The organism is Achromobacter sp. JCM 18799, from assembly GCF_055395645.1.
Map to the genome: position 1 here is coordinate 21,157 of NZ_AP043866.1, position 18,417 is coordinate 39,573.

Below are 18,417 nucleotides of genomic sequence, written 5' to 3' on the forward strand. Positions count from 1 at the left end.
GCGCGCGCGCCTCATAAGCCCATGGCTTGCTCCCAAGGTAATTGGGGCGGCAGGGCTTCCACCATCGCATCTACAAAAGCGCGGATGCGCGGCGACAGGTGCCGGTTCGGCAGATAGACCAGCTGGACCGGCGCGCCGGGCGCCATCCAATCGGTCAGCACCAGTTTCAGGCGTCCGTCCAGCACGGCGGACTCCGCGATGAAGCTGGCCATGCGGGCAATGCCGGCGCCTGCCACCACGGCGTCCAGGATGGCTTCCGGATGGTTCACGTTCAGATTGCCGCCGGGCGTGATCGTGTAGCGCTCATCACCTTTCTGAAAATCCCATTCGTGATATCGGCCGGTCTGCCATTGGACGTAGGCCAGGCAATTGTGCCGTTCCAGCTCGTCGGGCGTGGCCGGTGCGCCATGCGTGGCCAGATAGGCGGGGCTGGCGCAGGTGACGTAGCGCAGCCGGGACAAGGTCTTGGCGATCACGCGCGAATCGGCCGTAACGCCGATGCGTATGGTGGCGTCCAATCCTTCTTCGGCCAGATTGGGCATGCGGTCGCTGAAATCGGCGTTGATCGATAGCTCCGGATAGCGCGCGGTCAGCGACAGCAGCGCGGGCATGATGACCTTTCTGCCCAAGCCGACCGGCGCATGCACGCGCAGCTTGCCGCGCGGGCTCACGCTGGCTCCCGTCACTTCGGCCTCGGCGGCTTCCACTTCCAGCAGGATGTGGCGGCAGCGCTGCAGCAGCAACTCGCCATCGTCGGTCAGCGACAGGTTTCGCGTGGTGCGGTTGAGCAGCTTCACGCCCAACTTGGCTTCAAGCAGCGAAACGCTCTTGCTTACCGCTGCGGTTGAAATGTCGAGCCGGTGCGCCGCGGCCGTGAAGCTGCCGCTGTCCGCGACGCGTACGAAATTCAGAACATGCTTGAGATGGTCTATCAGGATGTACATGGCTGTCGGGCTGATGGGTGCACGCCATCTTAGCCATTCTCGCGCGCAAAGTTAAAAGTGATTTGCCCTAGGGTCCGTTTATCTGCCGCGTTCCTGTCCCTACACTGAGCCGCAATGTTGGCAGGTTGAAAAAGACGACACGACAGGAGGCAAGGGTGGAGATCCAGAGCAGTGCGCAGGCGGCGGGCGGACCCGAGCAGATTTATCTGGAGGGCCTGGCGGCTGGCCGGTTTCAGATCCAACGCTGCGCCGATTGCAGCCTGGCGGTGTTCTATCCCCGCTGCGTATGTCCCCATTGCGGCGGTGCGGCATTGGATTGGTTCAGTCCCACGGGGGAGGGCGTGGTGTACGCCAGCACCACCGTGTATCGCAACACGGAGCAGGGCGGCGACTACAACGTCTGCCTCGTTGATCTGCAGGAAGGCGTGCGGATGATGAGCCGTGTCGCGGAGATCGCGCCCGGGCATGTGCGGATCGGCATGCGCGTCAGCGCCAGAATCGTCGGGGACGGCGAGACGGCGCAAGTGGTCTTCGTGCCTACGGGAGCAGATGCATGACGCTGCGCGATTTGAGAGGCAAGACCGCCGTGGTCGGCGTCGGGCAGGCCGGGCTGGGCCAGGCCCGCGGTTATACCGAGCAGGAAGTGCTGGCGCAGGCCGCCATGGCTGCGATTGCGGACGCCGGCCTGAGCCTCAAGGACATAGACGGCATCACGACCTGCAGTTCCCTGTCGCCCATGTGGGCGATGTCTGTGGTCGAGTATCTCGGCATACGGCCGACCTTCCTGGACAGCACCATGATAGGCGGCTCCAGCTACGTGGCGCATCTGCTGCCCGCCATGCACGCGCTGGCGTCCGGGCAGTGCAACGCGGTCCTCGTCTGCTACGGCAGTACCCAGCGTACCGCCAAGTTCAACCGCGCCGATCTGACCCGCGCGCGGAAATCCCTCGACCCTCAGCCTTACGAAACGCCCTATGACCCGCCCCTGCCGGTGGCGGCCTATGCGTTGGCCGCGAGCCGCCACATGCACCAGTACGGCACCACGCGCAAGCAGCTGTCGGAGGTCGCGGTGGCCGCGCGGAAATGGGCGCAGTTGAACCCCGAAGCCACCATGCGCGAGCCGCTATCGCTGGCGGACGTGGAGGCGGCTCGTCCGGTCTGCGCGCCCTTTACGGTGCGCGACTGCTGCATGGTCAGCGATGGCGCCGGCGCCTTCGTGCTGACCCGCTCGGACCGGGCCCGCGATTGCGCCAGGAAGCCGGTGTACGTGATGGGCAACGCGACCGCGGTGTGGAACCGGCAGGTTTCGTCCATGCATGACCTGACGGTGACGGCGGCGTTTGAATCGGGCAAGCGCTGCTACGAGATGGCCGGCGTCTCCGCGAAGGATATGGACTTGGCCATGCTGTACGACGCCTTCACCATCAACACCATCCTGTTCCTGGAAGACCTGGGCTTCTGCCAGAAGGGGGAGGGCGGCGCGTTCGTGGACGATGGTGGGATCGCGCCCGGCGGGCGGCTGGCGGTCAATACCAACGGCGGCGGCCTGTCCTGCGTGCATCCGGGCATGTACGGCGTGTTTCTCATGGTGGAGGCCGTCAGGCAGTTGCGGGGCGAGTGCGGCGAGCGCCAGTTGAAGGATCCGAACCTGGCCCTGGTGCATGGCAATGGCGGCACCTTGTCCAGTCAGTCCACCGCGATCCTGAGCGCGCTGCCTGCGCTCTGACCGTCCGATAATTCTGCGGTGGAGGCGCCGTGAGCGCGTCTGCCGTCATGGGGTGAGCAATGTTGAACAAGATCGTGCCTTCCCTGGAGGAGGCCGTGGCCGGCGTGGCGGATGGCGCCACGCTATTGATTGGCGGATTCGGCGCATCCGGCGTGCCGACGGAACTGCTGCAGGCGCTGCTGGAGACCGGCGCGCGCGAACTGACCATCGTCAATAACAACGCGGGTAATGGCGAGCAGGGTTTGAGCCAGTTGATCCGCGCGGGCCGGGTGCGCAGGGTGATCTGCTCCTTCGCCCGTTCCTCGAATCCCGAGAAGCCCAATGCCGCCGCGTTCGGCGAATGGTATGCGGCGGGCAGGATCGAACTGGAGGTGGTGCCGCAAGGCACCTTGGCCGAACGCCTGCGCGCCGCCGGCGCGGGCATGGGACCTTTCTTCACGCCCACCGCCTATGGAACGCGGCTGGCGCAAGGCAAGGAAACGCGCTCCATCAATGGCCGGGGCTATGTGCTGGAAGAGCCGCTGCCGGGCGATGTGGCTTTCGTGAAGGCCCAGTACGGCGACTGCGCGGGCAATCTGACCTACCGCTACGCCAGCCGCAATTTCGGACCTGTGATGTGCATGGCCGCAAGGCTCACGGTGGCCCAGGTCGACCAGGTGGTGCCGCTGGGAGCGCTGGCGCCGGAGCAGGTCATGACGCCTGGAATCTTCGTTCAACGCATCGTCGAGTGTCCCAATGAGCATCAATAGGCTGTCCCGCGCGCGCATGGCGCAGATCGTCGCCGACGATATTCCACCCGCCTCGTACGTCAACCTGGGCATAGGCATGCCGACGTCGGTGGCGGATCACTTGAAGCCCGAGCGCGGCGTAGTGCTGCACAGCGAAAACGGCATCCTGGGCATGAAAGGCCTGCCGCCAGGCGCCGAGATCGACAGGGATCTGCTCAATGCCAGCAAGGAGCCCGTCGCGCTGGATATCGGGGCGTCGATCACCGATCACGTAGTGTCCTTTTCGATGATGCGCGGCGGCCATATCGATCTCACCGTGCTGGGCGCCTTCCAGGTATCGGCCGACGGCGACCTGGCCAACTGGGACACGGGGCGCGAAGACTCGATTCCGGCGGTCGGCGGGGCCATGGACCTGGTGGCGGGCGCCAAGCGCATCTTCGTGATGATGCAGCACATGGACCGCGACGGCCGGCCGAAGATCGTGCCCGTATGCACCTACCCCCTTACCGGCAAGGCCGTGGTCGATCGCATCTACAGCGATCTGGCAATTCTGGACATCACGCCAGGTGGCCTACGGGTGCGGGCGATGGTGCGGGGCCTGGATTTTGCGGCGTTGCAGGCGCGGACCGCGGTGGACTTGACGCTAGACGAGGCGTGGATCGAACTGGCGCCCTGAGCCTCAGGCTGGCGCCGTCATGGGAGGAAGTAATGAGCTGGACGCAGGAGTTGGACGAGCTGGCACGCCGCAAGGAGTTTTCCCTGAGCATGGGGGGCGTGGACAAGGTGAAGCGTCAGCATGACGCGGGCAAGCTGGACATCCGCCAACGGATCGAACTGCTGGTCGACGGCGGCTCGTTCGTCGAGGTCGGCGGATTGGCCGGCAGCGGCGAGTATGACGCGCAGGGCCGCCTGGTCCATGTGATGCCCTCGAACGTGATCATGGGGCGCGCGGCGCTGGACCGCAAAAACGTCGTGGTCGTTGGCGACGACTTCACCGTGCGCGGCGGCGCGAACGACGGCGCCGTGGGCGACAAGATGATATTCGCCGAGCAGATGGCGTTCGACCTGCGCATTCCGCTGGTGCGCCTGATCGACGGCACGGGCGGCGGCGGGTCGGTCAAGAACATCGAGAAGATGGGGCATGCGCTGCTGCCGAAAATGAAGATCTGGGCCTATGTGGCGCGCAACCTGGCTCAGGTCCCGGTGGTGTCGCTGGCTCTTGGGTCGGTGGCGGGCCAAGGGGCTGCGCGCGTGGCGGGCAGCCACTATTCCGTCATGGTGAAGGACACGTCGCAGCTGTTCATCGCGGGTCCCCCGGTGGTGGCCAAGATCGGCCAGCATCTGGGCAAGAACGAACTCGGCGGAAGCGCCATCCACACCCGTAATGGCGTGGTCGACGACGAGGTGGGTTCCGAGGACGAGGCTTTCGCCGCCGCGCGGCGCTTCCTGTCGTACATGCCTGCCTCGGTGCACGATCTTGCGCCCAGGGGCGAGGTTCCGGCCGCGGCGGCGGAGCAGGAATGGCTGCGCACGGCCATTCCGAAGGACACGCGCAAGGTTTACAAGATCCGGCCCATACTGGAAACCTTGTTCGATCCCGGCAGCGTGTTCGAAATCGGCCGGCATTGGGGCAAGGCCATCGTGGGCGGGCTGGCTCGGGTGGATGGCTGGCCGGTGCTGTTCGCCGCCAGCAATCCTTATCACTATGGAGGCGGCTGGGACCGGCATACCGCCGAGAAATTCACCCGCCTGCTCGACCTGGCCGAGACCTTTCACCTGCCGGTGGTGAACCTGGTGGACATCGCGGGTTTCCAGATCGGCCTGGAAGCCGAGAAGGACGGCGTGATGCGCGCCGGCGTGAGGGCGCTGACGGCGGTCTCGCAGTCGACGGTGCCTTGGTTCTCGCTGATCATGCGGCGCGCTTTCGGCGTGGCCGCGGGCGGCCATCAGAATTCCAGCCGCTTCAACTTCCGCTATGCGTGGCCATCGGCGCAATGGGGTTCGCTGCCGATCGAGGGCGGCCTGGAGGTGGCGTACCGGTCCGAGATCGAGGCGGCCGCCGACCCAGAAGCCAAGCGCGCGGAGATCGAGGAAAGAGTGCGGGCCCTGACGTCCCCGTTCCGCAGCGCGGAAGCCTTCGTCATCGAGGACATCATCGATCCTGCCTGCACGCGCACGCGCCTGGTCGAGTTCGCCAATCTGGCCGCGCCGCTGCGCCAGCCCGGCATGGTCGCCACCGGATACCGGCCCTGAGGGGATACAGATGAAGAAGATCCTGATTGCCAACCGGGGCGCCGCCGCCGCGCGCATTCTGCGCGCCGTGAAGGCGCTGGGCCTGCAATCCGTGGCGGTGTACTCCGAGGCCGATGCTGACCTGCCATACGTGCGCCAAGCCGATGAAAGCTACTGCATCGGGCCTGCGCCTGCGCGGGCCAGTTATCTCAACCAGGACCTGCTGCTCGAGGTCATGGCGGGTTGTGGCGCCGACGCGCTGCATCCCGGCTACGGATTCCTGTCCGAGAACGCGCAGTTCGCGCGCCGGGTGGATGCGGCGGGGCATTGCTTCATCGGACCTTCGTCCAGGTGGATCGATGTGCTGGGCAACAAGGCGAGCGCGCGCGAGTTGATGCAACGGCACGGCTTGCAGGCAGGCGGCAGCACCGGCATCCTGCCTCGCGACGACATGGTCGCGGTGCGCCAGGCCGCCGGCGCGCTCGGGTATCCGGTGCTGATCAAGCCTGCGGGCGGCGGCGGGGGCATAGGCATGATCCCCGTCCACGATCCTCAGTCGCTGTCCGACAGCTGGGAACGGGCCAGCGGCATGGCGGAAAAGGCGTTCGCCAATCCCGCCCTGTACATGGAGCGATTCGTGCCATCGCCGCGGCATATCGAATTCCAGTTCCTGGCGGACAGGTTTGGCAATGTCCTGTCCCTGTTCGAACGGGACTGCTCCACCCAGCGCAGATACCAGAAGGTGATCGAGGAGGCGCCGGCGCCGGCCATCGACCGCCAGGCCGTCGCCGGCATGGCCGAGCGGCTGGCGGCCATCCTGGGAGAAATCGGCTACGACGTCATAGGCACGGTGGAGATGCTGTACACGCCGGACAGCGGCTTTTCGTTCCTCGAGGTCAACACGCGCCTGCAGGTCGAGCACGCCATCTCGGAAGCGGTCACCGGCGTGGACATCGTGCAGGCGCAGATCCGCCTGGCTGCGGGCGAAAAGCTGTCGTCGGTGATCGGCAGGCAACCGGCCGTGGCGGGGCATGCCATCGAGGCGCGCGTGTATGCCGAGGATCCCGTGCGTTTCCTGCCTTCGCCCGGCGTCCTGAAAACGTTCGAGTTACCGCCCTCCCGCCCAGGCCTACGGATAGAAACAGGCTACGCGCAGGGCAACCGGGTTTCCAGCCACTACGACCCCATGGTGGCGAAAGTCATCGCGCATGCAGGCGATCGCGCTGCCGCGATCCGGGAGTTGAGCGGTGCACTGGGCAGCATGCGGGTAGAGGGCATCAAGACCAACATTCCGATGATGCTTCAGGTGCTCGCGTCGGAGCGGTTCCAGGCCGGCACGATGACCGTCGACGGCTTGCAGGCAGTGATTTCAACAGAGTCGGTAAAGGAGCTGGCATGAAAAAAATCGTCTCCAACGTCGCGGGCCGCGTGGTCGCGTGTTGCGTGGAAGAGGGCGCACGGATTCAGACGGGCGACGAGGCCTTCAAGGTCGAGTCCATGAAGATGGAGATTCCCGTGGAAAGCGAGGCAGCAGGCCGTATCGCCAAGATTCTGGTGGCGGTTGGCGATGAAGTGGAGGAAGGGCAGGATCTTGCTGTGCTGGATTGAGGCGGACCGCCTCTGAACCTGGATAAAAGAGCGAGGAGACTATGTTCAAGACAATCAAAAAAGACGCGCCCGCAGCTTCTGCGCGCAAGCGTCCCCTGAAGTTCCTGGCATTGCTGGGACTGGCGGCCCTGCTGGGTGCTGGCGCGGCGGGCGCGCAGACGGCGCAGGGCTTTCCCAACAAGCCGGTGACGATAAACGTGCCGTTCTCGGCGGGCGGCACGACCGATATCCTGGCGCGCGTGATAGGCCAGCGCCTGAGTGAACGCTGGGGCGTTTCCGTGGTGGTCGAGAACAAGCCCGGCGCGGGCGGCAACATCGGCACCGCGCAAGTGGCGCGCGCGGCGCCGGACGGCTACACGCTGGTGATGGGCACGATAGGCACGCACGCCATCAACCCCAGTCTCTACAAATCCATGCCCTACGATGCGATCAAGGACTTCGCGCCGATCACGCGTACCGCCATGGTGCCGAACGCCCTGGTGGTGCCCAAGAACGCGCCGTACGACACCGTGAAGGAGCTGATCGCCTACGGCCGCGCCCACCCGGGCAAGCTCACCTTTGGCTCTTCCGGACACGGAAGCACGCTGCACATGTCAGGCGAGACGTTCAAAATGATGACCGGCGTCGACATGGTGCACGTGCCCTACAAGGGCAGCACGCCGGCAGTGACGGATCTGCTGGGCGGCCAGATCTCCATGATTTTCGACAACCTGCCTTCGGCGCTACCGCACATCAAGGCGGGCCGGCTGAAGGTGCTGGCAGTGACCTCGGCTCAGCGCAGTGACCAGCTACCCGATGTGCCCACTGTGGCGGAGGCGGGCGTGCCCGGCTACGAGGTCGTGTCGTGGTTCGGCCTGTGGGCGCCCGCGAAGACGCCGGACGACGTCGTGTCGGAGATCAACAAGCAGGTGGTCGCCATCATCCAGACACCCGACATGCAGAAGCAGATCCGCGACCAGGGAGCGGTGCCCAATCCCGATACGCCCGCGGAGTTCGCCGCCTTTATCGGCAGCGAGGGCAGGAAGTGGGCCGAGGTGGTGCGCCGCGCCAACGTAACGACCGAGTAGGCAATCGACAGCATTGGGCCTGCCGCAGACAGCCGGCGGGCCCGTTTTGAGGAGACATGGGCATGGAACGCATGATGGAAGGCAAGGTGGCGGTGGTGACCGGAGCCGGAGGCGGCATCGGCCGCGAGATCGCTTTGCAACTGGCGGCCGAGGGCGCCAAGGTCGTGGTCAACGATATCGGGGTTGCGCTCAATGGCGATGACCTGTCGGCCGCAGTGGCGCCCGCGGACGCAGTCGTTGCCGAGATCCGCGGCGCGGGCGGGACGGCCGTCGCCAACTTCGATTCGGTCGCGACGCACGCGTCCGCCAACGCCATCATCCAGTGCGCCATGGATCACTTCGGACGCATCGATGGCGTGGTCAACAACGCGGGCAACCTGCGCGACCGCTCCTTTCACAAGATGAGCGAGGAAGAATGGCGGGCCGTCATTGCGGTGCATCTGGATGGCACATTCTTCGTCAGCAGGGCGGCGGCCACGTACTTCCGCGAACAGGAGAGCGGCGCGATGGTGCACATGACCTCGACGTCGGGGCTGATCGGCAACTACGGCCAGGCCAACTACGGAGCGGCCAAGCTGGGCATCGTGGCCTTGTCCAAGATGATTGCGCTGGACATGGGCCGCTATGGCGTGCGCTCCAACTGCATCGCCCCGTCAGCCTGGAGCCGCATGACCAGTTCCATCCCCACCGATACGCCGCAGCAGCGGGACCGCGTGGAAAAACTCAAGAAGATGGAGGCCGGCAAGATTGCGCCGATGGCCGTGTACTTGCTCAGCGATGCCGCGCGAGAGGTCAGCGGTCAGATATTCGCGGTGCGCGCCAACGAGATCATGTTGATGAGCCAACCACGTCCCATGCGTTCCGTGCACTTCAGCGAAGGCTGGACGCCGCAGCGCATTGCCGAGGTCGCCATTCCGGCGATGCAGAAGCACTTCTATCCGCTGGAGCGCTCGCCCGACGTGATGAGCTGGGATCCGATCTGACCCGGACGCCATGGTCATGGATGTGTTTTCGGGACCAAGGAGAGGAACGTCATGCGCTTGAGCCATGAACAACTGTTGAACTATGAACTGCCGGAAATCAGGCAGCGCTACACCGAGCGGGATGTCATGCTGTACGCGCTATCGGTGGGCCTGGGGCAGGATCCCGTGAATGAGTCCGACCTGGCCTATGTGGGCAGGCGGCACGATCCGCTCGTGCTGCCCTACATGGCCGTGGTGCTTGGCTATCCGGGCTTCTGGCTGGATGCGCCCGATATCGGGGCCGATACGGTGCGCTTGCTGCACGGCGAGCAGGGAATGGAACTGTTCCATCCCATACCCGCCGCCGGCGAACTGACAGGCAAGACCCGCGTGGTGGAGGTTGTCGACAAGGGCGAGAAGGGCCTGTTGCTGTATTCCGAGAAAACCTTGACGGATACCGGTACGGGACTGCTCATCGCGCGGACTTCCGCCACCCACGTGCTCAGGGGCGATGGCGGCATGGCGAATGCCGGCAGGCTGGCGCGCCCAGCGCACGCCATGCCCGACGGGCCGCCGGACTGGACCGTGCAGGCGCGCACCCGGCCCGAGCAGGCGCTGGTGTATCGCCTCAACGGCGACTACAACCCGCTGCACTGCGATCCGCAGGTCGCCCAGGCAGCCGGCTTTCCCCGCCCCATACTGCACGGCCTGTGCACGTTTGGCCTGGTGTCTCACACCGTCGCCAAGCAGCTGCAGCCTGCGGGCAATGGGGCGGTGCGTTCCGTGTCGCTGCGATTTTCCGGGCCGATGTACCCCGGCGAGACGCTGAGCATAGACGTCTGGGAGGACGGCTCCTTCCGGGCGAAGGTCGTCGAGCGCGACGCAATCGTTATCGACAATGGGGTGTTGCGGGTCGCCTAGCGCCTTGTAGAGGCGGGGCGCGTCGGAACTGTTGCCCTGAGGGACGAGCATTTGCGCGCCGCAAAATGGAAGAGCGCCCCAGCTCAAGGTGAGTCTGAGGCGCTCCTGCCCGGCTTCGCACGCGATGGGTGTCAGACAGCCCGGCAACTCAAATCTACTGCTGAGCCATAGGTCGGGCAATAGGGAAAACCCTTGAATATTAAAGGGTTACAAGATTCATGTCGTTTTGCGCGGCGGCCAGCCTGCGCCGGCCGCTGCTGTCCGTGAACTGTCAACGAACCCGTGATCACTTTATCCGCCTCGGCATCCGCGAATAGCGACGCCGGGGGCGGACGCCGACACTGAAGCCTGTCTTCACAGTGCCGGAGAACGGATATGTCAGGGTTGCGCAAGCGTCAGTCGGGACAGGGTATGACGGAATACGTGGTGGTCGTGGCTTTGGTCGCGGTGGCGGCCATCGCGGTGTATCAGTACTTCGGCCAGGCGGTGCGATCGCAGACCGCCGCCATGGCGCGTGAACTGGCCGGCGAAGACGGCGGCGCGCAGAGCCGCGCGGCACAACAGGCGGCGCAAAAGGCGGCGGCGCAGACCAAGGCCCGTTCACTCAAATCCTTCACCGGCAATGCCACGGATGCGAAGTGAACACGCGTTCTTGCGCACCGCTTGCCCACCAGCGCGGCCAGGCGCTGGTCCTGGGCCTGTTGATGGCCGCGGTGGGAGGCATGTCCCTGGTCGTGCTGTACAACTTGGGGCAAACCGTGGGAGCGCGGCAGCGGCTGACGCATGCCGCGGACGCGGCCGCCTACAGCGGGGCGCTGGAGCAAGCGCGCGCGCTCAACGCCCTGGCCTATATCAACCGCACACAGATCGCGCATCAGGTCGCCATGGCGCATCTGGTCACGCTGGCTGCATCGGCGCAGTATGCCCGCACCATGCAGTCGCAGCGCGATCGGCGCAATCCGCCCGCGGGCCTGATCGCCATGTTGTTCGGCCCCGATGTGGGGGCAGCCTACCAAACGGTGCGGGCCGTGCCCGAGGCCGAGCAGAGACTCGCGTCCGCGTTTGGCGAGCATGACAGGGTGGTTCACCAGGTCCTGGAGGCTGCCGCGGCGTCCGCTGTCGCAGGTTTGGCGGCTTCGCGTGAGCGCATCATGAAGAAGGTGCTGTTTGCCAATCTGTCGGACGATGGTCCGTCGCCGGGCGTCGATGTTGCGCATGTCCGGGGCGCAAGCCTGCGGCTGTTGACCGATGAATGGCCTGGGTTCGTGGGGCGTCGTCTGGCCACACGCGAGGCGGGTTTGCGGCCGGCCGTCGAGCAAGCGGCGGCACGCTATGGCTTTCTCGACCGCCGCAGCGCCACGCGCCGCAATCCGTGGATGGTGCATCCGCTATGCCCTTTGTATCGCCACGAGTTGCGGCGCCGGGGTTCCACCTGGTTGGGGCCGGATGGACGGTGGGGCGCTCTCGATACCCAGTCCTACCATGCGCTGCGTTTCAATCGCTGGAGAGGCTGCTACTTCCGCGAATACGCCATGGGCTGGGGCACGGCGCAAGGCCAGAAGATCAAGGCGCCCGAAGGCTTGACGTACGTGGAAGAGCCGCCGTTCGATTTTTCCGAGCAGGATTTCTGGCGCTGGGTGGAGCTGTTGGCCAGATGGGACCTGCTCGACGACGTCACCAATCCGTTGGCCAACTCGTACGCCATGGCAGCCGTTCAGCGCTGGCCGGGGCGGGGTCTGCCAGCTTATCGCGACATCGCCTTGCCACGCAGCAGCAGTCCCCTGCGTTTCGCGGTGGCCGTCGGGCTTGCCGGTTCATCCTTGAAAACCACGAATGGCGACAGCGCAGTCCGCACGCCCTTGGGGGCGTTCCGTTATGCCGCGCTGGGACAGGAAGACGCCGTCACCGTCACTTCTGCGGCGGAAACCTACTTTGCGCGGCCGGAACGGCGGGCCGATGGCCGTGATGAACTTGCCACGCTTTTTCGCCCTTACTGGCAGGCGCGCTTGTCCGCCGTCAGCGCCGCAGAGGCCGCGCAGGCAAGGCGGGCGCCATGAACCGGATTCCCGCGAGCCAGCAAGGGCAGGCTCTGGTCGAAGCGTTGCTGATGCTGCCGCTGCTGGCCCTGCTGCTTTGGGCAGCGTCCTGGATTGGCGGATTGCAGTTCACGGCGCGGGAAATGGCGCAGGCCAGCCGCAAGACCGCGATGGCCGGCGCCTTGGGACAACCCGTGCGGAATTCGTCCGTACCCGGCGGCATGGCGCTCTCGGGCAGGGCCAGCGCGTTATCGGGTATCGCGCCGGCACAGGTCAAGGCCTTGCAGGACGAATGGTTCGGCGCGGATCTGAAACTGCTGTCGGTAACGGCAAGCGCTGCGCGCTTCGATCGGGATAGCGCGGCCTGGTTGCGCATCGCCCGACGCACGCATGTGGCAAGCGGCGCCGGCTATGCGCACGGCGATACCGACACGCAGCGCAGGATCGGCCGGGCGCCTACATCCTGGAACAGGGCGGAACGCGCCTCCCTGGCCGAGGCCCGACGCTTGAAGCCAGTCGTCGATCGCCTGGACGGACCCTGGCGCAGGCCCGGCCTGTCGCTGGACTGGTTGTCCGAATGGGCGGATGTGGTGCCCGGGGAGCGGCTGGTCAGCCGCAAGGGAGCGGGCAAATGATCGGACTGCGCTGGTCTGCGTCTCTTGCCGGTTCGGCCCTGCCGAGGGACGACGGCCGGCGAAACTTGGCCATGGCAAAGACGCTGCGCCTATTGATGGCCGGCGCCCTGGCTGTCGCGGCGGTAGGGGGGCGCAATGTCGCGGCAGCTCAGGATCTTGCGACGGGCGGCGGGGAGTTCGGGGGCGGCGGCAGAAACCGGCCAGGCGTTGCTGCGCTGGAGGCATTGCGTCTTCCGGCAGGTTCGCGTCGCGGATTGTTGGCGGAGAGCATCTGGCTGCATGGAATCCCGGCGCGCGTGTTGGTATTCGATGCGCCGCTCAGCACGCCGGAGCTGATCCGCTATCTGTCCGCCCAGCAGCCGGCCTTGGCCAATCTCAACGTGTTTTCCGGCCAGGCCATCCTCTCAGGGCAGGTGGGGCAGGAGCAATGGGTCGTCCACCTTGAAGGCCTGGGCTCGCGTCGGACAGCCGGAAGCATTTCAGCGGTCAGCCTGCTGGCTGCGCCTGATAGCGCTACCCCTGCCTGGCTGCCCGCCGGGGGGCGTCTCAGATTGGACGTTGCTTTGACGGAGGAGGGCGTGCGCGTTTCCGAGCGAATCTGGCAATACGCGCAGCCCCCGGGACAGTTGGCTGCGCAGCTGGAGGAGCGTCTGCTTCAGAACGGCTGGCGTCGCCTGCCCGTCTCCGAGGATTCGGCGCATTGGTGGGTCCGCTCTGGCTCGCGCATGCGGCTGTCGCTGGTGCCGTTGGACGGCGGCAGCGGGCTTCTGGTCAGCGGAAGAGCGCCATGACGAACTGGATCACCCAGGTCGTGCCGCGCCTGCGCCGAATGGGCGTGTATGCCATTGCGCTGATCGCGGGTCTGGTATCCGCGTGGGCGGTGCGGGAACACGTGCAGCAGCGGGTCCAGGCGCTGGAGGCGGAGGCGCGCACGCCGATGGTCAGCCGGCTGGTCGCGGCGTACGACCTGCCCGCTGGCACGCAACTCGAAGAGGTGCACCTGGCCGTGCGCGAGATTCCGCAGCCTTGGGTGTCCCGGGCCAGCATCGATCCCCTGGATCTTTCCAGCCTGCTTGGCGCCACCTTGCTCGCCGATGTCGCCAATGGCGAGCCCTTGCTGCGGGGGCACTTGACGTTCAGTCCTCCGGCCCCTGCCTTGGCGTCCCGCTTGCGCAGCGGGCAACGCGCGCTGACGGTGGCGGCGACGGACCTGGGCGGCTTGGCGGATGTATTGCGCGTGGGCGATGCCATCGATATCTACGTGAGTTTTTCGCATCGGCAGCGGGAGCTGACGGTGCCTCTCTTGCAAGGCATGCGTGTGCTGATGGTGGGGGGCGACGCCGAGGGTGAAAGCAAGGGCGGCAATATCACCTTGGCCGCAACGCCGGATGAGGCCATGCGATTCGTGGCGGCGCGGCAGAGCGGGGCGCTGACAGCGATGTTGCGGCATCGCGACGATGCCGCAGTGGTCAGCGGTGCAGCGCAGGGCGACCTTGCCTCGCTGGTCGGACTGGACCAGGAACCCCGGAATGCGCCGGGTGTGGCCATCCTGTACGGAGACAGGCTGGACCCCTCGGCAGGCGCAGGAGCAATGGATGTGGAAAGTACAGTCGCGGCTCGACTTCAACGGGAGCGGCCATGAGACGCGTCGTCGTCAGGATGCTTGCCTGCGTGCTCTGGCTGGCCAGTCCCGCAGTGCGCGCGGAGGATGAGGTAATCGAACTGCAGGTGGGTGAAACGCGGATTCTGTCGCACCCCGGGGTCAAGCGCGTGGCGATAGGCAATGGCCAGGTAATCGGCGCCATCGAGGCCGAAGGGCGCGAGGTCGTGGTCTTTGCCCGTGCCGAGGGTGTTTCGTCCTTGCACGTCTGGGCGAATGGCGGGCGCGCCAAGGCCTATGAACTGAGGGTCGTGCCGGCCGGAGCGCCGCGTCTGCGCGCGGAGGTCGAGGCCTTGCTTGCCCGCATTCCCGGCGCGCGCAGTACCGAGGTGGGCGGCCGCATCCTGATCGAAGGCGACGACCTGTCCGACGATGACCGATTGCGCATCACGGCCCTGGCGGACCGCTATCCCGCCGTACTGGACTTTACCGGGCAAGTGGGCTGGGACCGCATGGTGCAGCTGGACGTGCAGGTCGTGGAGATCCCCACCTCAAGGCTGAGGGATCTGGGCGTGCGCTGGGACGGGCTGTCCCAAGGCGGCATCAACGCCGGCCTGGCCTGGGATGCGGGGTCGCGGGGGCGGATGAACCGTCCGGGCGAAGGGATCATAGAAACAGTGGGTCCGGTCTCTTCGGCGGCTGGCTATTTCGGCGTCAATGCGCTGCTGTCGTCCCGGATAGCGATGTTGGCGCAAAGCGGGGAGGCCGTCATGCTGGCTCAACCTCAACTGCTTGCGCGCAGCGGGGCCAGCGCCACCTTCCTGGCCGGTGGAGAGGTTCCCTACGCGTCGACCGATACGCGCGGCAACTCGACCACGATGTTCAAGCCCTATGGCGTCATGCTCAGGATCACCCCTCGCATCGACCGCAACGGGGTCATCCGATCCTTGATCGAGGTAGAAGCGAGTTCGGTGGACAACGCGCTGAGCGTGCCGGGCGGACCGGCGTTGCGCACGCGCCGCGCATCCACCGAGTTCAACGTGCGCTCCGGCGATACCCTGGTCATCGGTGGCTTCCTGTCGCGCGAGCGGGACGAGACCAGCGACGGTCTGCCATGGCTGAAAGACATCCCGGTCCTGGGAGCCTTGTTTTCGTCCCGGCGCTATCAATTGCGGGAAACCGAACTCGCCATATTCGTGACGCCCAAACTCATTACGCAGGCCGAGCCCGCCATGGCAGACCGGGTGCGGCGAGGACGTGGCGTACTTGAAGCGGCTTTTCCCGTGCCGCCTCGCCTGGGCACCGCCGTGCCTGCCGCGGCAGGGTGGGATGCCCACGCCGGCGCCGGTTCGCAGTGGGGCTCGCCGCAAGACGGCGCGCCGATTTTTTCTTCGGAGACTCGGCCATGATCGACGTGGAAATGATGTTCGAGGACGCCTCCGTGCACAGATCCACGGTGGCTGCTCCCGTGTTGATCGGAAGGGGCGCGCATTGCGGCGTGCGCATCGTGAACTGGAGGGTGGGGCGCCAGCACGCCCGTCTGTCGCGCGAAGCGGTCGGGATCGTGCTCGAAGACCTGGGCACGTTGGGCGGAACCCTGGTGAACGGGACGCGGATCGTGCGCCACGCGCCGGTGTTGCCCGACGACGAAATACTGATCGGGCCCTGCCGGCTGCGGATGTCGTTAGCGGACGTCCCGGAGCGCGCCGGGGGATCGGACGGCGCGGCGGCTGGCGGCGCGGCTCGCGACACGGCTGCCGTGCAGGAATCGCCGATGTTGCCCGCGGCTTCGATGCCAGTGCCTATGCCGGTGCTGCCGCTGCCAAATCCGCTGCAGGAGCGCCGGCGCCTGCACGCGGCGCTGCTGGCGGCGCTGGATCTGCGCCGCCTTGACGTGGCGGGCATGAGCGACAGCATGCTGCGCGCCGAGGCCGAACGGCTGTTGACGCACATCGTCGCCACGGACACCGACTTGCCGCCCGGGGCGGACCGGGCCGCGCTTTGCCGCGAGGTGCTCGACGAAGCGGTTGGCCTGGGGCCGCTGGAGCCCTTGCTCGCCGCTGCCGACATCACAGAGATCATGGTCAACCGCCACGACGAGATCTATGTCGAACGTGCCGGCCGTTTGTCGCGCCATCAGGCGACCTTTACCAGCGAGCAATCGCTGCGCTGGGTCATCGAGCGCATCGTCACGCCCTTGGGGCGACGCATCGACGAAAGTTCTCCCATGGTGGATGCGCGCCTGGCTGACGGGTCCCGGGTGCACGCCATCATTCCGCCGGTGGCTCTCAGGGGCGCCAGCCTGACCATACGCAAGTTTCCGCAGCGGCGCCCCGGAATGTCCGATCTGATCTCTGCGGGTTCGCTGAGTGGCGCCATGGCGCAATTCCTGGCGCTCTGCGTGAGGATGCGCAGGAATCTGGTGGTATCCGGAGGCACCGGGGCGGGAAAGACGACGTTGCTCAACATCCTGTCCAACGAGATTCCCGACGGTGAGCGCGTGGTGACCATCGAGGATGCGGCGGAGCTGCGCCTGAACCACGATCATCTGGTGGCGCTGGAGGCGCGTCCGGCCAACCAGGAGGGGCGTGGACGCATCGACATTCGCGAGCTCGTGCGCAACGCATTGCGCATGCGGCCAGACCGGATCGTCGTGGGCGAGTGCCGCGGGGCGGAGGCATTCGACATGTTGACCGCCATGAACACCGGGCACGAAGGCTCCCTGACGACGCTGCATGCCAACTCGCCGCGCGACGCGCTGGGGCGCCTGGAATCGATGATTCTGATGGCGGGACTCGATCTGCCTCTGGCTGCGGTGCGCGAACATATCGCAGCCAGCGTGGACATCGTGGTGCAGCAGGCGAGGCTGGGCGACGGGCGCCGCGTCGTGACGTCGATAGCGGAGATCACGGGCATGGAAAGCGGACGCATACAGCTCCAGGATCTGTTCCGCTACGACCGCGTGCGCGGCTTCACCGGCTGCGGGGCCTTGCCCGGCTTCATGCGCGAATGGACGCAGGTCGAGGAGGCCTTCGATCCCGCCTGGTTCTCCAACACCGAGCAGGCGGCGCCGGGGACCGCTGTCTTTGCGCAAGGAACGGCATGATCTGGCTATCTGCGGGGGCCGCCATGGTATGCGTGCTGCTACTGGCGTGGCGTGCTCAACACTGGTTTGCGCCGGCGCTGCGCCGCTACCGCGAGGTCTACACGCAGGAGGCGGGCCTGCGTCTGAGCGAGGTGTTTTTGTTCATAGACCCAGCCCAATTGTGGGCAGGCGCGGTGGCTTGCGCGGCGATGGCGGCGGCACTGGCCTTCGCCGCGACGGGCAGCGGCTTTGTCGCCACCGTCGCTGCGGCGCTTGCTTCGCACCTGCCTCGGACGCTGGTGAATGCGTTGCGGCGCCGGCGTGCCCGGCGGTTCGAGCAACAACTGCCGATGGCGCTGTTGATGCTCGCCTCTGCCTTGCGCGCGGGGGTGGCATTGACCACAGGCCTGCGCCATGTCGTCGAGCAGAGCAGCGCGCCCTTGGCTCAGGAGTTGGGCCTGATGTTGCGTGAACAGCGCATGGGAGTGCCATGGGACAGCGCGCTTGAGAACCTGCGTGGCCGCATGCCGGCCGATTCGACCGCGCTCGTCGTAGCGGCCATGCGCATTGCGGCGCAGACGGGCGGCAACCTGGCGGAGGCGCTGGAGAGTATCGCGCAGACCTTGCGCGCCCGCCTGCAGTTGCAGGCGAAGCTGCAGGCGCTGACCTCGCAAGGACGCATGCAGGCCTGGATCGTGGGGGCTTTGCCTTTGCTGCTGCTTGCCGTGCTCGACCGCCTGGAGCCGGAAATCATGGGCTTGCTGTGGCATACGCCCGTGGGTTGGGGCGTGTTGGCCATCGTGGCGGTACTGGAGACCGCGGGCATGCTGCTGATCCGGCGCATTGTCCGGATCGATATCTGACGGGAGCAGA

The 18,417-nt window shown here is 66.2% G+C and carries 19 protein-coding genes; 18 read left to right on the forward strand and 1 reads right to left on the reverse strand.

Features of this window, described 5'->3' with window-relative positions:
• Window positions 1–11: 11 nt before the first annotated feature.
• The gene (locus tag ACZ5YA_RS00390; protein WP_059378974.1) at window positions 12–944 is read right to left on the reverse strand and encodes a LysR family transcriptional regulator; all 933 of its coding nucleotides are present in this window, start codon (window positions 942–944) and stop codon (window positions 12–14) included.
• Between the two features lie 155 nt (window positions 945–1,099).
• Between ACZ5YA_RS00390 and ACZ5YA_RS00395 the strand changes: the two genes are divergently transcribed.
• From ACZ5YA_RS00395 to ACZ5YA_RS00480, 18 genes are all read left to right on the forward strand, one after another.
• Window positions 1,100–1,501 carry a Zn-ribbon domain-containing OB-fold protein gene (locus tag ACZ5YA_RS00395; RefSeq protein ID WP_280016189.1) on the forward strand — a complete coding sequence of 134 codons (402 nt, stop codon included), beginning with the start codon at window positions 1,100–1,102 and terminating at the stop codon, window positions 1,499–1,501.
• Entirely contained in the window at window positions 1,498–2,670 is a 1,173-nt protein-coding gene (locus tag ACZ5YA_RS00400) for a thiolase (RefSeq protein ID WP_059378977.1), read from the forward strand. Before ACZ5YA_RS00395 ends, ACZ5YA_RS00400 begins: the two co-directional genes overlap by 4 nt.
• A 59-nt stretch (window positions 2,671–2,729) precedes the next feature.
• On the forward strand, window positions 2,730–3,419 hold the full coding sequence (locus ACZ5YA_RS00405) for a 3-oxoacid CoA-transferase subunit A (RefSeq protein WP_059378978.1): 690 nt from the start codon (window positions 2,730–2,732) through the stop codon (window positions 3,417–3,419).
• Entirely contained in the window at window positions 3,406–4,074 is a 669-nt protein-coding gene (locus ACZ5YA_RS00410; protein ID WP_251877014.1) for a 3-oxoacid CoA-transferase subunit B, read from the forward strand. Before ACZ5YA_RS00405 ends, ACZ5YA_RS00410 begins: the two co-directional genes overlap by 14 nt.
• A gap of 32 nt (window positions 4,075–4,106) precedes the next feature.
• Window positions 4,107–5,651: an acyl-CoA carboxylase subunit beta gene (locus ACZ5YA_RS00415; protein WP_464091847.1), complete on the forward strand. Its 1,545-nt coding sequence runs from the start codon at window positions 4,107–4,109 to the stop codon at window positions 5,649–5,651.
• A gap of 10 nt (window positions 5,652–5,661) precedes the next feature.
• Window positions 5,662–7,029, forward strand: coding sequence for an acetyl-CoA carboxylase biotin carboxylase subunit (locus ACZ5YA_RS00420; protein ID WP_464091848.1), 1,368 nt, complete (start codon window positions 5,662–5,664; stop codon window positions 7,027–7,029).
• On the forward strand, window positions 7,026–7,238 hold the full coding sequence (locus tag ACZ5YA_RS00425; RefSeq protein ID WP_059378983.1) for an acyl-CoA carboxylase biotin carboxyl carrier protein subunit: 213 nt from the start codon (window positions 7,026–7,028) through the stop codon (window positions 7,236–7,238). The genes ACZ5YA_RS00420 and ACZ5YA_RS00425 overlap by 4 nt, the downstream gene beginning before the upstream one ends.
• A 41-nt stretch (window positions 7,239–7,279) precedes the next feature.
• The gene (locus tag ACZ5YA_RS00430) at window positions 7,280–8,305 is read left to right on the forward strand and encodes a Bug family tripartite tricarboxylate transporter substrate binding protein (RefSeq protein WP_118933157.1); all 1,026 of its coding nucleotides are present in this window, start codon (window positions 7,280–7,282) and stop codon (window positions 8,303–8,305) included.
• A 62-nt stretch (window positions 8,306–8,367) separates the two neighbouring features.
• Entirely contained in the window at window positions 8,368–9,288 is a 921-nt protein-coding gene (locus ACZ5YA_RS00435; protein WP_251877010.1) for an SDR family oxidoreductase, read from the forward strand.
• A gap of 51 nt (window positions 9,289–9,339) precedes the next feature.
• Entirely contained in the window at window positions 9,340–10,188 is an 849-nt protein-coding gene (locus tag ACZ5YA_RS00440) for a MaoC/PaaZ C-terminal domain-containing protein (RefSeq protein ID WP_251877008.1), read from the forward strand.
• A gap of 375 nt (window positions 10,189–10,563) precedes the next feature.
• Entirely contained in the window at window positions 10,564–10,830 is a 267-nt protein-coding gene (locus ACZ5YA_RS00445; protein ID WP_464091849.1) for a hypothetical protein, read from the forward strand.
• An 80-nt stretch (window positions 10,831–10,910) separates the two neighbouring features.
• Entirely contained in the window at window positions 10,911–12,245 is a 1,335-nt protein-coding gene (locus ACZ5YA_RS00450) for a hypothetical protein (RefSeq protein WP_306633356.1), read from the forward strand.
• On the forward strand, window positions 12,242–12,859 hold the full coding sequence (locus ACZ5YA_RS00455; RefSeq protein ID WP_464091850.1) for a pilus assembly protein: 618 nt from the start codon (window positions 12,242–12,244) through the stop codon (window positions 12,857–12,859). Before ACZ5YA_RS00450 ends, ACZ5YA_RS00455 begins: the two co-directional genes overlap by 4 nt.
• Before the next feature lie 71 nt (window positions 12,860–12,930).
• Entirely contained in the window at window positions 12,931–13,650 is a 720-nt protein-coding gene (locus ACZ5YA_RS00460) for a hypothetical protein (RefSeq protein ID WP_223283400.1), read from the forward strand.
• Window positions 13,647–14,501: a Flp pilus assembly protein CpaB gene (cpaB, locus tag ACZ5YA_RS00465; RefSeq protein WP_118933152.1), complete on the forward strand. Its 855-nt coding sequence runs from the start codon at window positions 13,647–13,649 to the stop codon at window positions 14,499–14,501. The genes ACZ5YA_RS00460 and cpaB overlap by 4 nt, the downstream gene beginning before the upstream one ends.
• Complete coding sequence (locus tag ACZ5YA_RS00470; RefSeq protein WP_464091851.1) at window positions 14,498–15,868, forward strand: type II and III secretion system protein family protein; 1,371 nt, start codon at window positions 14,498–14,500, stop codon at window positions 15,866–15,868. The genes cpaB and ACZ5YA_RS00470 overlap by 4 nt, the downstream gene beginning before the upstream one ends.
• The gene (locus ACZ5YA_RS00475) at window positions 15,865–17,565 is read left to right on the forward strand and encodes an ATPase, T2SS/T4P/T4SS family (protein WP_464091852.1); all 1,701 of its coding nucleotides are present in this window, start codon (window positions 15,865–15,867) and stop codon (window positions 17,563–17,565) included. Before ACZ5YA_RS00470 ends, ACZ5YA_RS00475 begins: the two co-directional genes overlap by 4 nt.
• Window positions 17,562–18,407 carry a type II secretion system F family protein gene (locus ACZ5YA_RS00480; protein ID WP_251876996.1) on the forward strand — a complete coding sequence of 282 codons (846 nt, stop codon included), beginning with the start codon at window positions 17,562–17,564 and terminating at the stop codon, window positions 18,405–18,407. The genes ACZ5YA_RS00475 and ACZ5YA_RS00480 overlap by 4 nt, the downstream gene beginning before the upstream one ends.
• Window positions 18,408–18,417: the final 10 nt, after the last annotated feature.